The 12,944-nt window shown below is 69.1% G+C and carries 15 protein-coding genes; 7 read left to right on the top strand and 8 right to left on the bottom strand.

What is annotated here, in order from left to right; translation table 11 throughout:
* Positions 1–27 precede the first annotated feature (27 nt).
* Positions 28–1,125, bottom strand: coding sequence for an amidohydrolase family protein (locus C8D87_RS33650; RefSeq protein WP_112229730.1), 1,098 nt, complete (start codon positions 1,123–1,125; stop codon positions 28–30).
* Between the two features lie 12 nt (positions 1,126–1,137).
* Here C8D87_RS33650 and C8D87_RS33655 point away from each other — a divergent pair, with 12 nt between their 5' ends.
* Positions 1,138–2,448, top strand: coding sequence for a type I glutamate--ammonia ligase (locus C8D87_RS33655; RefSeq protein ID WP_112229732.1), 1,311 nt, complete (start codon positions 1,138–1,140; stop codon positions 2,446–2,448).
* Here the strand turns inward: C8D87_RS33655 and C8D87_RS33660 are convergent.
* The 6 genes from C8D87_RS33660 to C8D87_RS33685 form a co-directional block, all read right to left on the bottom strand.
* On the bottom strand, positions 2,429–3,010 hold the full coding sequence (locus C8D87_RS33660) for a sigma-70 family RNA polymerase sigma factor (protein WP_112230069.1): 582 nt from the start codon (positions 3,008–3,010) through the stop codon (positions 2,429–2,431). The two genes, C8D87_RS33655 and C8D87_RS33660, sit on opposite strands and share 20 nt — an antisense overlap.
* Positions 3,011–3,156: 146 nt before the next feature.
* A complete protein-coding gene (locus C8D87_RS33665; protein WP_170166678.1) occupies positions 3,157–3,834 on the bottom strand; it encodes a sigma factor-like helix-turn-helix DNA-binding protein in 678 nt (225 codons plus the stop codon).
* Positions 3,835–3,885: 51 nt separating this feature from the next.
* On the bottom strand, positions 3,886–4,452 hold the full coding sequence (locus C8D87_RS33670; RefSeq protein ID WP_109633675.1) for a sigma-70 family RNA polymerase sigma factor: 567 nt from the start codon (positions 4,450–4,452) through the stop codon (positions 3,886–3,888).
* Positions 4,453–4,537: 85 nt separating this feature from the next.
* Positions 4,538–5,185 (bottom strand): class I SAM-dependent methyltransferase, encoded by a 648-nt coding sequence (locus C8D87_RS33675; protein ID WP_112229736.1) that lies wholly within the window; start codon positions 5,183–5,185, stop codon positions 4,538–4,540.
* Between the two features lie 23 nt (positions 5,186–5,208).
* On the bottom strand, positions 5,209–5,778 hold the full coding sequence (locus C8D87_RS33680) for a sigma-70 family RNA polymerase sigma factor (protein WP_112229738.1): 570 nt from the start codon (positions 5,776–5,778) through the stop codon (positions 5,209–5,211).
* Between the two features lie 98 nt (positions 5,779–5,876).
* Positions 5,877–6,596: a class I SAM-dependent methyltransferase gene (locus C8D87_RS33685; protein WP_112229740.1), complete on the bottom strand. Its 720-nt coding sequence runs from the start codon at positions 6,594–6,596 to the stop codon at positions 5,877–5,879.
* A gap of 33 nt (positions 6,597–6,629) precedes the next feature.
* Here C8D87_RS33685 and C8D87_RS33690 point away from each other — a divergent pair, with 33 nt between their 5' ends.
* From C8D87_RS33690 to C8D87_RS33715, 6 genes are read left to right on the top strand one after another with little or no spacing between them, the layout of a single operon-like run.
* The gene (locus C8D87_RS33690; protein WP_109633683.1) at positions 6,630–7,475 is read left to right on the top strand and encodes a ParA family protein; all 846 of its coding nucleotides are present in this window, start codon (positions 6,630–6,632) and stop codon (positions 7,473–7,475) included.
* A complete protein-coding gene (locus tag C8D87_RS33695; RefSeq protein ID WP_112229742.1) occupies positions 7,468–8,229 on the top strand; it encodes a DNA-formamidopyrimidine glycosylase family protein in 762 nt (253 codons plus the stop codon). The genes C8D87_RS33690 and C8D87_RS33695 overlap by 8 nt, the downstream gene beginning before the upstream one ends.
* Positions 8,230–8,249: 20 nt before the next feature.
* Positions 8,250–9,500, top strand: a complete 1,251-nt coding sequence (locus tag C8D87_RS33700) for a cytochrome P450 family protein (RefSeq protein WP_215732569.1) — start codon at positions 8,250–8,252, stop codon at positions 9,498–9,500.
* Positions 9,501–9,551: 51 nt separating this feature from the next.
* Positions 9,552–10,106 (top strand): RNA polymerase sigma factor, encoded by a 555-nt coding sequence (locus C8D87_RS33705; protein ID WP_112229744.1) that lies wholly within the window; start codon positions 9,552–9,554, stop codon positions 10,104–10,106.
* Positions 10,103–10,621, top strand: coding sequence for a hypothetical protein (locus C8D87_RS33710; protein ID WP_112229746.1), 519 nt, complete (start codon positions 10,103–10,105; stop codon positions 10,619–10,621). The genes C8D87_RS33705 and C8D87_RS33710 overlap by 4 nt, the downstream gene beginning before the upstream one ends.
* A 49-nt stretch (positions 10,622–10,670) precedes the next feature.
* Positions 10,671–11,648, top strand: a complete 978-nt coding sequence (locus C8D87_RS33715; protein ID WP_112229748.1) for a quinone-dependent dihydroorotate dehydrogenase — start codon at positions 10,671–10,673, stop codon at positions 11,646–11,648.
* A gap of 3 nt (positions 11,649–11,651) precedes the next feature.
* On the opposite strand, the gene C8D87_RS33720 is transcribed toward C8D87_RS33715, so the two are convergent.
* Entirely contained in the window at positions 11,652–12,890 is a 1,239-nt protein-coding gene (locus C8D87_RS33720) for a uracil-xanthine permease family protein (protein WP_325049739.1), read from the bottom strand.
* Positions 12,891–12,944: the final 54 nt, after the last annotated feature.

The following is a 12,944-nucleotide window of genomic DNA, read 5'->3' on the forward strand; positions in this document are numbered from 1 at the left end:
CTCTCGAACGTGAGTTCGAAATGGATCCTACAGTTTGTACACACGCGCTGCGTTCTCCGACGCGATGAGTCGCGCGATCCGGTGCGCGTCCTCCTCGAGGAACGCGTCACGGCGAAGCCCGTCGGCCAGGAAGTCGGACAACGCGCGACGGAACATCAACGCGCCGAGGTAGTACAACTCAGGCAGAGCGAACGCGTCCGACGAGAACAGGAACTTGCCGTACGGCACGATCTCCAGCGCCTCGGCGAGCACGCGTGACGCCTGATGCCCCAACCCGTGCGTCGCCAGCCCGAGGTCGCAGAACACGTGCGGGAACACCTGTGTGAGGTACCCGGCCTGCCGGTGGAACGGGTAGTTGTGCAGCAACAAGATCGGCACACCAAGAGAAGCCGTCGCGCGCAAGAACGGCGTCAGCAACGACGGATCGCAACGGTGCAGGTCGATGTCCGAGTCGCCGTAGCCCACGTGGAACTGCAACGGCAGCCCAGCGTCCAACGCCTCCCACGCCAGCCATGAGATGACCACCGGATCCTTCACCGGCCCGGGGCTGCGTGCCTGCATCGCCGCCAGCACGTCCCGCTCCGTCGGCCGCTCGCCGCTCAACGCCAGCCCCACCCGGTACGCCGCGATCGACTTCGCCCCCACCGCGGACGACGACCGCAGCCGTTGGCGGAACTGATCCAGGAACTCGTTCGCCGTCGCGGTGCCGGACAACTCCTCGGCGAGGTGCTCCAGCCGCACGATCTCGTGCGAGTCGGCCCCCGCGAGCGAGCCGAGCTCCGGCGCCGACAGCAACCGCTCGGCCTGGAACCCGCCGTCCACCAGGAACGTGTGGATCCCGGACGCCATCAGGAACGTCCGCGACACCTCGGTGATGTGCAGCGAATTCCTCCGTTCGAGGTACTCGTCCGCGGACGCGTGGCGAGGCAGGTCCAGCAGCGGAGCACACCACCGCCGCACCGCGAAGCCGATGGCCGAGTCGAAGAAGGACCCACCCAACGGCGAGACAGAATCAGCCTCCAACAGCAGCGACTCGAACTCCTCACGCGTGCTGTCCACGCGCAACACACCGTGGCAGTGGTGATCTATCAGCCCGAGTTCGGCGACGAACGGCAAGATGCCCATAACCTTAGGATCGTGGACTCTGCGGAGCGGGACCAGCGGTTCGACCGCGCGACGGAACTCTTCGACGGGCTGAACGCCAGGGAAGTGCGCGTGGTCGCACTCACCTGGGTGGACAACAGCGGCATCACACGCACCAAGTCCGTGCCTCTGCGCAAGCTGGCCCACGCAGCAGCTCACGGCGTCGGCGCGTCACCGGTGTTCGACGTCTTCCTGTTCGACGACTGGATCATCCAGGGCCGGTTCGCCGGCGGTCCCGTGGGCGACCTGCGCCTGCACCCCGACCTCGACCGCCTCACCGTGCTCGCGGGCCAGCCGGGCTGGGCCTGGGCACCCGCCGACCGCCACTTCCAGAGCGGCGTCCCCTACCCGATGGACCAGCGTCTCCAGGCGCGCAAGGCCGAGCAGTCGCTCGCCGAGCGAGGCTTCACCGCCAAAGCGGGTTTCGAGATCGAGTGGTGCGTCGGCAAGGCGGACACCGACGACTGGGTCCCCGCCACGAGCGGCGCGGCCTATGGCCACGCACGGCAGGTAGAGCTGTCCGACTACTGCGTGGACGTCCTCAACGCCCTCGACCAGCAGGACGTCGAGGTCCTCCAGTTCCACCCCGAGTACGCCGCGAGCCAGTTCGAGGTCTCCACAGCACCCGAAGGCCCGGTCGCAGCAGCAGACACCGCAGTGCTCGTGAGGGAAACCATCCGCGCCATCACGATCCGCCACGGCCTGCGGCCGTCGTTCTCCCCCAAGGTGATCAACGGTGGCGTCGACAACGGCGGCCACCTGCACATCAGCCTCTGGCGCGACGGCACGAACCTCTTCGACGGCTTCCACGACGAGGCCAGGCAGTTCAGCGCGGGCGTCCTCAACCACATCCGCGCGTTGTGCGCCATCGGCTGTCCCTCTCTCGCGAGCTACCTCAGGCTCGTGCCGCAAACGTGGTCAGCACCGTTCGTGGCGTGGGGCGAGGAGAACCGCGAAACGGCACTGCGCCTCATCCGGGACAACCTCGAAGTCAAGTGCTTCGACCTGACGGCGAACCCGTACCTCCTCGTCGCGAGCGTCGTCGCGGCCGGCCTCGACGGCATCGCGACGCAGGCCACGCTTCCCGGGGGCCTCAACGTCGATCCGGCGCTGCTGGGCGACGTCCCGCGGCTGCCCACGTCGCTCAGGGAAGCCGTCGAGGAGTTCGAGAAGGACGCCGTGCTCACCGAAGCGTTCGGCAAGGAGCTCGCGGGCACGATCGCCGACGTGCGGCGCGGTGAGATGGAGCGCTACAAGGACGCCAGCCCGCAGGGCATCGCCAACGTCACTCGCTGGCGCCACTGATCTGCTTGCGCAGGCGCGCCAACGCCCGGTGCTGAGCCACTCGCACCGCGCCGGGCGTGGAGCCGACCGCTTCAGCCGTCTCCTCCGCGGACAGTCCCACCACCACACGCAGCACCACGATCTCGCGCTGCTTCTCGGGCAACACGCGCAGGAGAGCAGCCATGTGCTCGGACAGCTCCCCCTGCATCGCCCGTTGCTCCGGCCCGGCGTCGGTGTCGGTCGACTCCGGCACCTCGGCCACGGCCTCCGCACGGTTCCTCGTGTGGCTCCGGTACGAATCAGCGACCTTGTGCGCCGCGATGCCGTACACGAAAGCCAAGAACGGCCGTCCCTGATCTCGATACGACGGCAACGAGGTCAACACGGCGAGGCACACGTCCTGCGCAACGTCATCCGCCGACGCGAACGATCCAACGCGCGCACGGCAGTACCGGACCACCAACGGCCTGATGGTGGCGAGCAGCCTGTTGATGGCAGCACGATCCCCCGCCACGGCGCGCGCGACGTGGTCGTCAGCCGCCTCGGGCTTGTTCGAGTAGTACGACGGCGCAGGCGGATCCACCGGCTCCTGACCACCGACGCTCGCGGTCCGCTCGACCAACGCGTCGAGCGTCTCCTTCCCGACGCTGACCGAGCCGCCCACGGAGGACCGCTCAACGGCGCCCGCGGGAACCTTGCGATGCAGACCGGGTGTGAACTCCACGCAGATCACCGATCCTCGTCTGAGCGCTGACGTGCGGCGAGCCGGGCACGCCGGATCCGCCCTTCGACAGCACGTGGGGTGAGACGCGTGAGCTCCGCGATCTCCGCGTGCGAGTAGCCCTGCTCGTGCAGGATCAGCAACCTGCGGCTGTCCTCGCTCAACGCCTGGAACGCCGCATTGGCCGCCTGTTGCTCGACCACCGCTTCCTCCGGGGTCCCCTCGGTCACGACCTGTTCGAGAGAGGCGAAGGAGTCCAGCAGGTCCACGTTCCGCCAGCCGCTCATCCGCGTCTGCCAGCGCCGGTAGACGTTCGGGAACGCCAGCACGCAGGCGTTGACGAAGTACTCGGCCAGCGGCTGGCCGTGCTCGACCGACCACTGCTTGCCGAGCAGCCCGCGATCGCAGAAGTAGATGAACCCCTCGAAGACCGCGTCGCTCGCCAGTTCCTCGGCTTCCTGCGGCGAAATGGCCTGCTGCTGCAGGTACCGGCCGTGGCGGCCACAGCGGGAGAACATCGCCCCCGACCGCACGAGCTTTGTAACGATCGCGAGCCCGTACCCGAGAAGCTGGCGGTGGAACTGGTCCCAGCGCGGTCCTGTCAGTCCTGACTCGCGGAAGTGCTGCACCAGCACCCCGTCGTAGCGCAGCCGTTCGGCCGACTGCGCCGCGTCAGAACTCCTCATGCCCTTAGGTATGTCGTTTGGATGCATTCACCCCACGCGCCCAACCGGGATTCACCCGATCGGCACACTGGCGGCGGCTATTTCCTTGCGCAGCCGCCCGAGCGCACGGTGCTGAGCGACGCGAACGGCGCCCGGCGTGGACCCCACAGCCTCAGCGGTCTCCTCAGCGGAGAGCCCCACCACCACGCGCAGCACGAGGATCTCGCGCTGCTTCTCCGGCAGCATCCGCAGCAAGTCGCCCATGGTCCCGTTCAGCTCGACCTGGAGGGCCCAGTCCTCCGGCCCGGTGCCCCGCGACGGCTGGTCGGGCACCTCCGCCATCGGCTCCGCACGGTTACGAGCCAGGGCCCGGTGCGCGTCGGCAACCTTGTGCGCCGCGATGCCGTAGACGAACGCCAGGAAGGGCCTGCCCTGCTCCTTGTAGTTCGGCAGCGCTGTCAGCACGGCCAGACACACGTCCTGCGCGACGTCGTCCGCGGTTGTCGCGGAACGCCCCACACGCGCGCGACAGTACTTCACCACCAGCGGGCGCAGATAGCGAAGCACCTGGTCAATGGCCCTGCGATCGCCATGCACGGCCAGGTTGACCAGTTCCGCGGATAAAGCCGAACTCTCCATTCGAAGCGTCCCCTCGTCGACGTCCCGGAGAGGAGACGTGCGACATGTCACTCCTTATGCGGAAAGTAGGGAGAAACTTCAAACGTCACCCGTTCGTAGCAATCATCAGCGGTTGGTGATAGGCGTGGAGCGACCACTCCAAGTAATCGAACCCCGCGCGCTCCGCCAACTCGGTGATTTCGTCACAGGTAATCGCCCAATACCGTGCCTTACTCACCACAACGCGCCACGACTCGGCCTCGTTCAGCTGGAACATCTCCAGCTCGTACTGGTCGCCGTCCCAGTGCCAGAGCTGGAACCACACCGTGCGACCAGGCCCGACGGACGGCGGCGTCGACACCGGACGTTCGCGCCGGATCGTGTCGTAGTCGCGCGTCGAGAGGATGAGCCGGCCGCCGGGTCGCAGCACGCGGCGCATCTCGCGCAACGCCGCGAGCACGTCGTCCGAGTTCAACAGGTGCGGCAACGCGTTGTCCGCGGCGAGCACGACGTCGAACGAGGCATCGGCGAAGGGCGACGAACGCATGTCCGCGGCCAACGAAGGCAACGAAACCCCATGCGCAGCGGCCTCCACAACGGCCCGAGAAGCCGCCGCGGGACTCAAGTCGGCACCAACGACGTCGTAGCCACGCCTGGCCAGGCCGATCGCCTGAGTACCGATGCCGCACGCACAGTCCAGAACGCGCGCGCCGGCTGGAACGAACTCCGAGAGCTGCGACGCCTGCCGGGCCATCGACCGTCGTAGAAGGCCCCCGGTCAAATCAGCTCCTCGACCCCCACGGACGACCGCAGCTTCGCGAGCGCCCGGTGCTGAGCGACCCGCACCGCGCCCGGTGTCGAGCCGACCGCCTCGGCCGTCTCCTCCGCGGACAGGCCGACCACCACGCGCAGCAGCAGGATCTCGCGCTGCTTGTCCGGCAGCACCTGCAGCAACCCGCCCAGCCGCACCGAGAGCGCCCCGAGCAGCGCGCTCTCCTCCGGGTCGATGGCCTGCGACGGCCCGTCCGGCACCTCGGCGACGGGCTCGGACCGGTTGCGCGCCGAGACCCGGTGCGCGTCCGCGACCTTGTGGGCGGCGATGCCGTAGACGAACGCGAGGAACGGCCGCCCCTGCTCGCGGTAGGCGGGCAACGCCGTGAGCACCGCCAGGCAGACCTCCTGAGCGACGTCGTCCGCCGACGCGTACGCCCGCTCTGTACGGCCAACGCGCGCACGGCAGTACCGCGACACGAGCGGCCGCACGGACGCCAGCAGCCGTTCGACGGCGCGCCGGTCACCCGCAACAGCCTCGTTGACCAACGAGGCAAGCAGGTCGGAACTCTCCATGGCGGTTTGGTCCCTACGTCGGCAGCGGAGCCACTATTTTTCGCCGCGAAGTCGTTTGGGACCACTCATCAGGCCACAAAATCTCTGATGCAAACGCTTCAGGCGGTACGACGGGCGAGCACGTGCAGGCGGGCGGCGACGTCTCTGAGCGGAGACCGCGTGGCAGCGGCCAGTTCCAGCTCGGCGAGCGCGTCCGCGGCACCCGGATTCGCGTCCAGCACCACACCGGGCACGAGGTCGGAAACGATGCCATGACCTTGCAGGAGTTCGACAGAAAGCCCCGCCTCGAGAACCAGCTTCTCAAGACCTGGGACGTCGAACCGGCGTTGCAGCGGGTCACGCGTGCCCGCCAGCTGACCGGCGTCGTCGTCCAGCAACCTCCGGGCATCAACGATACGGCCGGCGATCGCGCGGTGCAGGATCGCCGCGAACCGGTTCGCGACCAGCACCGACACGGCACCACCCGGAGCGACGGCGGCAGCCAGCGAGGACAGCGCGGAGGCCGCGTCGTCCACGACCTCCAGCACGCCGTGCGCGAGCACCAGATCGGCCTCACCAGCGGGAACGCCGAGCGAGTCGGTGTCGCCCTGGACCGAGTTGATCGTCACGCCGGCCTCGCGCGCACGGGTGTGCAGCGTGGCCAGAGCGTTCGGCGACGGCTCGACGACCGTGACCGCGCAGCCCGCCACGGCGAGGGGCACGGCCCAGACACCGCTGCCACCGCCCACGTCGAGAACGCGCGGGGGCTCTCCACCCCGGCGCGTGCGTGCGGCGGCCAATTCGGCGTCGAGCACCCTGTGTACGGCGTCCGGTCGCATGGCACTAAGAGTAGGAGACCCTAGAGTAGGTCTGTGCATACGGTGTCCGTGCTCAGCCTCAAGGGAGGCGTCGGCAAGACGACGGTGGTGCTCGGCCTCGCCTCGGCCGCTCTCCGTCGCGGCGTCCGCACGCTTGTGATCGATCTTGATCCGCAGTGCAACGCCACGTCGACGCTGGAGCCAGAGGAGTCCAAGGCGAGCATCTACGACGTCCTGCAGGACCCGTCCGAGGAGAACCTGGAACAGGCGATCCGCCCGAGCAGGTGGGGCGACGGCATCGACGTGCTGTCCGGGTCGGAGGACGCCGAGCTGCTCAACCACCCGGATCCGAACGAGTCGCGGCTGCACCGGCTCAAAGACGCGTTGCGCACGCTGCGGGACATGTACGACGAGTTCCCGTACCACCTCGTGCTGCTCGACTGCCCGCCGTCGCTGGGCCAGCTGACCCGGTCCGCGCTGGTGGCGGCCGACCGCGCGCTGCTGGTCACCGAGCCGACGATGTTCGCGGTGGCCGGTGTGCAGCGGGCGTTCGAGGCGGTGCAGAACGAGCGCGAGAGCAACAACGCCGACCTGCAGCCGCTGGGCGTCGTGGTGAACCGGGTGCGGCCGCGGTCGCACGAGCACCAGTTCCGCATCGACGAGCTGCGCGACATCTTCGGGCCGCTGGTGATGCCGGTGGCGCTGCCGGACCGTCTCGCCGTGCAGCAGGCCCAGGGCGCGTGCATGCCGATCCACGAGTGGGGCACGCCGGGCGCGCGCGAGGTGGCGCTGGCGTTCAACCTGCTGCTCGCCCGCATCCAGCGCATTTCGCGGAGCAGACGCCGCGCCGTGCACCAGGACTTCGACGACGACGAGATCCAAGAGGCGGTGGATGCCTGAGGGCGACACCGTCTTCCTGGCCGGCCATCGGATGAACGAGGCACTGGCCGGGAAGACGCTGCGGCGCGGCGAGCTGCGTCACCCTCGGCTGTCCACACTCGACCTCGCCGGGCTCGACGTGCTCGGCGTGCGCACGTACGGCAAGCACATGTTCACGCGGTTCTCCGACGGCAACAGCCTGCGCAGCCACTTCCGGATGGACGGCGCGTGGCACCTCTACCGGCTCGGCGAGCGCTGGCGTCGTCCCGCCCACCAGGCCCGCGCGGTGCTCGAGGTGGACGACCGGCAGGCCATCGGATTCGCGTTGCACGACATGGAGTTCGTCCCGACCTCTCGCGAAGACGAGCTGATCTCGCACCTGGGACCCGATCTGCTTTCCCCGGACTTCGACGCCGCTGAGGCCGTTCGGCGGTTGACGGAAGACCATTCACGACCTATTGGTCTCGCATTGCTGGATCAACGCGTGATGGCCGGCGTCGGCAATCTCTACCGCGCGGAAGTGTGTTTCCTGCTGGGTGTGCTGCCGACGGCACCTGTGTCATCTGTGGACGCGGCGCGTGCGGTTGCGTTGTCCCGCAAGCTGTTGCAGGCGAACCAGTGGCGGCCCGAACAGATCACCACGGGTGACCGTCGCGTCAAGCACTACGTTTTCGAGCGCACCGGTAAGCCGTGTTTGCGTTGCGGCACAAGGGTCCGATCGGGCGAGTTCGAGACAAGATTTGTGTACTTCTGCCCAAAATGCCAGTCCGGTTGAACCGGGACGGTCTCCGGGCCGTGTCCTCCGACATGGCGGTAAATCTGGATGCGCTGCGCCCCGGCTTCACCGACGACCCGTACTCGGTGCTGAAGAGCCTGCGCGAAGCCGGTCCCGTGCACCGGGTCGAGACGCTCGGCGTGCCGATGTGGCTCGTGACCCGCTACCCCGACGTGCGCGCCGCACTGGACAACCCGCTGCTGTCCTCGCACGGCTCCGCGCTCGCCGAACCCCTGCGCGGCCATCCGCACTTCGCCTCGTGGTGGTTCGGCGACCTGTCGGACCACATGATGAACAGCGACGCCCCCGACCACACCCGCCTGCGCCGCGCGGTGTCGAGCGAGCTCACCACGCGCCGCATCACCGCCCTGCGGCCCCGCATCGAGCAGCTCGCGGCATCGCTCGCCGACTCCTTCGCCGACTCGGGCGGCTGCGACCTGATCGCGGACTTCGCGGCGCCGCTGCCGATCACCGTGCTGATGGAGCTGCTCGGCGTGCCGGCCGTCGACCAGGAGAACTTCCGGTACTGGGCGGACGTGGTCACCGGCCTCGCGGACGGCGACGCCTCCTCCGCGCGTGAAGAGGCGTCCGGCTACCTCCGCGACCTGGTGGTCCACAAGCGGACGTCCGGGGACAACGACCTCATCGGGGCTCTGGCGCGCGCCACGGGCGAGGCCGCGCTGACCGACGGCGAGCTGGCGTCGCTGGCGTTCCTGTTGCTCGTGGCCGGCTACACGACCGCCGTCGACCTGGTCGGCAACGGCGTGCTGGCGTTGTTGCGCAACCCGGAGCAGCTGGAACTGCTGCAGCGCTCGTCTTCACTGCTGCCCGGCGCCATCGAGGAGTTCCTGCGCTTCGACGGCCCGACCTCGCACGTGCTGCGCTTCGCCGCGCAGCCGGTGACGATCGGCGGCGTGCAGATCCCGGCGGGCGACGTCGTGCTGCTGTCGCTGGCATCGGCCGAGCACGACAGCGCGCGCTACCCGCGGGCGGACCAGCTCAACATCGAACGGGCGGACCGCCAGCACCTGGCGTTCGGTCACGGCATGCACTTCTGCCTGGGCGCGCCGCTGGCCCGGCTGGAGGGCGAGGTGGCGTTCCGGACGCTGCTGTCGCGGTGCGCCGGGCTGACGCTCGACACCGCGCAGCCGCTGGGCTGGCGGGTGTCGCTGGGCAGCCGGGGGTTGCGGGCGCTGCCGGTGACGTTCCGGACCAAGCCGGCCATGCCGCTGGACGAGCAGGCAACGATCAAGGTGCCGAAGCCGTCCTGACTGGCGTAACGGCGTTGCCGGAAGTCGGCAACCATCTGCGTGAGCCAGCCAATGACCGTTCCACCTCCAGTCCATCCACCACCGGTCGCCCCGGCGGCACGTGAGTTCGAAGCCGTGTACCAGGCCGAGTTCGACGTGGTGATGGCGTACTTCGCCCGCCGCACCGCCGACCCGCAGACCGCCGCCGACCTGACCGCGGACACGTTCGTCGCCGCCATCACGTCGTTCGGCACGTTCGACCGCACGAGAGGCACCGCGCGGTCCTGGCTGCTGGGCATCGCCCGCCGGGTGTTCGCCCAGCACTGCGAGACCGTCTCTCGCGGTCGGGACGTCGTCGTGCGCATGAACGGGCGCCGGGTGCTGTCCGGTGACGAGATCGACGACCTGGTCGGGCGCATCGACGCCGAGCGGAAGGGCCGTGAGCTGGTTGCCGCCATGGCCTCGTTGCCGGCGCTCGACCGCGAGGTGGTCGAGCTCGTCGACCTCGTGGGCATGACACCGAAGGAAGCCGCGGCCGTGCTGGGCGTCTCGTCCGGCGCGCTGCGGATCAGGCTCTTCCGGGCTCGCGGCAAGATCCGCGACCTGGCTCCAAAGGGGGACCGATGAGCTTCAAGGACAACCTTTTGCAGGACCTGATGAGTGAGCACGGGCCTGCGCTGGCCGAGCTGCCCGAGCAGCGGACCAGGCGGTCCGCGCGACCGGTGCTGGCGGCGGCAGGGGTGCTGGCGGTCGCGGGGGCCGCCACCGTGGCGCTCACGACCGGTGGCAACGCTCCGGAGGCGTACGCGGTCACCAAGAACCCCGACGGCAGCGTCACGGTGACCATCCGGGACATCAAAGGAGCCGACGCGGCCAACGCCAAGCTGCGCGAGTACGGCATCCGGGCCGAGGCGGTGCCGATGTCGACGACCTGCGCGGAGCTGGACGAGAGCAAGATCGGCACCTTCGTCGCCGTACCGCGCATCACGGACGGCTCGGTGACCATGGCGCCGAACGACGTGCCTGAGGGGTACACGGTGCTGCTGGGCATCTCGAACATGCCGAACAGGGGCAACGGGCTCGGGTTCACCGGGCCGATCCGCAACCCCGCGCCAGACTGCCTGCGTGAGGTCGGCAACTAGGAACAGAGGACCGCGCGCCCGCCCTGAACTGCCGTTATAGGGTGGGCGCGTGGTCTACAAGCAGGTGGTTCGCAGGGCGTTGTTCGGGATGCACGGCGGCGACGCGGAGCGGGTCCACGAGACCACGCTCAACGTCATGGCCCGGCTGAGCCCGCTGGCAAGGTTCGCGCGCAACCAGAACAACCCGCGCACGGTCTTCGGCGTGCGGTTCCCCAACCCCGTCGGGCTCGCGGCCGGACTGGACAAGGACGGACGCGCCCTGCCCGCCTGGGCCGCGCTCGGGTTCGGGTTCGTCGAGGTCGGCACGGTCACGTGGCACGCGCAGCCGGGCAACCGCAAGCCGCGGCTGTTCCGGCTCCGCGAGGACGAGGCGATCATCAACCGGATGGGCTTCAACAACGCGGGTGCGCAGGCCCTCGCGCGCAAGCTCGACCAGACCACGCTCAGGGCGCCGCTGGGCATCAGCCTCGGCAAGTCCAAGATCACGCCGGTCGAGGACGCCGTCCAGGACTACCTGAACTCGCTGAACGCACTGAAGGACCACGGCGACTACTACGCGATCAACGTCAGCTCCCCGAACACGCCGGGACTGCGCAGCCTGCAGGACAAGGGCGCGCTCACCGAGCTGGTGCAGGCGCTCACGCGGGCGACGGACAAGCCGATGCTGGTCAAGATCGCGCCGGATCTCACCGACGACGCGATCGAAGAGGTCATCCAGGTGTGCCTGGACAACGGTGTGAAAGGCCTCATCGCCACGAACACGACCCTCGGCCGTGAGGGCCTCAAGAGCGTCCACCGCGACGAGACTGGCGGCCTCAGCGGCAGGCCGCTCACCCAGCGCGCGAACGACGTCGTCCGGTTCATCACCAAGAACAGCGAGCTGCCGGTCATCGGAGTCGGTGGCATCGCCAGCGCGGACGACGCCAAGCGCATGATCGACGCCGGCGCGAGCCTCGTGCAGATCTACACCGGGTTCATCTACGAGGGACCGGGGCTCGTCACGAGGATCAACCGCGCACTGCGGTGACCTTCAGCTTCGGCGAGCGGCCCGCAGCCAGCGCATGACCGGGTGCAGGATCACGACGAGCAGCGAGCCCCAGACCATGCCGCCCATCGACAGGTCGCCGATCTCGATGGTCAGGTCGCCGACACCGGCCACCAGCGCGGCGCCGCCGACCATCGCGTTCACCGGGCTCGTCAGGTCGACGCCGCGGTCCATCCAGATCCGGACGCCGATGAGCACGATCAGGCCGTAGAGCACCAACGTGCAGCCGCCCAGCACACCTGCCGGGATGGTCCCGAACAGCGCGATGGCCTTCGGGGAGAACGCCAGCGCCGCGGCGAGCACACCGGCGAACGCGAACGCCGCCGTCGTGTAGACGCGCGTCACGGCCATGACGCCGATGTTCTCGGAGTACGTCGTCGTCCCCGCTCCACCGCCCAGTCCGGACAACGCGGTCGACAGCCCGTTCGCGATGATCGCGTCGCCCGCGCTGCCGTCGAGGTTGCGGCCCGTCAGCGCCGCGACGGCCTTCACGTGGCCCACGACCTCGGCGACCAGGACGATCACGACCGGCAGCATCAGCAGCACCACGGACGGCCGCAGCTCCGGCTGGTGCAGCTGCGGCAGGCCCACCCACGCGGCGTCGCGCAGCGCGTCGAACTTCTCCCTCGGGACGGCACCGAACGCGAGGCCGCCCAGCCAGACCGCCACGAAGCCCAGCAGGATCGAGAACCGGTACAGCAGGCCGCGGCCCAGCACGCCCGCCAGCAGGATCACCACGGTCGTCAGCGCGGCCAGCAGGGGCTGCCTGGCGAAGTTCGAGGTGGCCTGGTGCGAGAGGTTCAGGCCGATGATGATCACGACGGCGCCGGTGACGACCGGCGGCATGACCGACTCCAGCAGGCGCACGCCGAGCGCCTTGACCGCGATGCCGACGACGATCACCAGCAGGCCGGCGGCGACGACGCCACCCAGCTGGGCGGCGATGCCCTGTTCGCGGGCGGCGACGAGAGGCGCGACGAAGGCGAAGGACGAGCCCAGGTAGCTCGGGACGCGGTTCTTGGTGATCACCAGGAACAGCAGCGTGCCCAGGCCCGAGAACAGCAGCGTGGTGGCGACGGGGAGGCCGGTGGCGGTAGGGACGAGCACCGTCGCACCGAACATGGCGACCAGGTGCTGCACTCCGAACCCGATGGTGAGCGGCCAGCTCGCCCGCTCCTGCGGTGCAACGGTTTCACTGTCGGTGATCCGACCGTCCCCGTGCACGGTCCACAACGCCAACGCACTGCCTCCCGGCAACCCAGCCGGGTTCCCGCTGCC

The sequence above is a fragment of the Lentzea atacamensis genome (assembly GCF_003269295.1).
Classification (GTDB): Bacteria; Actinomycetota; Actinomycetes; order Mycobacteriales; family Pseudonocardiaceae; genus Lentzea; species Lentzea atacamensis.

Coding starts and splice junctions, on each gene's coding strand:
- C8D87_RS33650 (WP_112229730.1), bottom strand. CDS start 1,125: ATGGGCATCTTGCCGTTCGTCGCCGAACTCGGGCTGATAGATCACCAC.
- C8D87_RS33665 (WP_170166678.1), bottom strand. CDS start 3,834: ATGAGGAGTTCTGACGCGGCGCAGTCGGCCGAACGGCTGCGCTACGAC.
- C8D87_RS33670 (WP_109633675.1), bottom strand. CDS start 4,452: ATGGAGAGTTCGGCTTTATCCGCGGAACTGGTCAACCTGGCCGTGCAT.
- C8D87_RS33675 (WP_112229736.1), bottom strand. CDS start 5,185: ATGGCCCGGCAGGCGTCGCAGCTCTCGGAGTTCGTTCCAGCCGGCGCG.
- C8D87_RS33680 (WP_112229738.1), bottom strand. CDS start 5,778: ATGGAGAGTTCCGACCTGCTTGCCTCGTTGGTCAACGAGGCTGTTGCG.
- C8D87_RS33685 (WP_112229740.1), bottom strand. CDS start 6,596: ATGCGACCGGACGCCGTACACAGGGTGCTCGACGCCGAATTGGCCGCC.
- C8D87_RS33695 (WP_112229742.1), top strand. CDS start 7,468: ATGCCTGAGGGCGACACCGTCTTCCTGGCCGGCCATCGGATGAACGAG.
- C8D87_RS33705 (WP_112229744.1), top strand. CDS start 9,552: ATGACCGTTCCACCTCCAGTCCATCCACCACCGGTCGCCCCGGCGGCA.
- C8D87_RS33710 (WP_112229746.1), top strand. CDS start 10,103: ATGAGCTTCAAGGACAACCTTTTGCAGGACCTGATGAGTGAGCACGGG.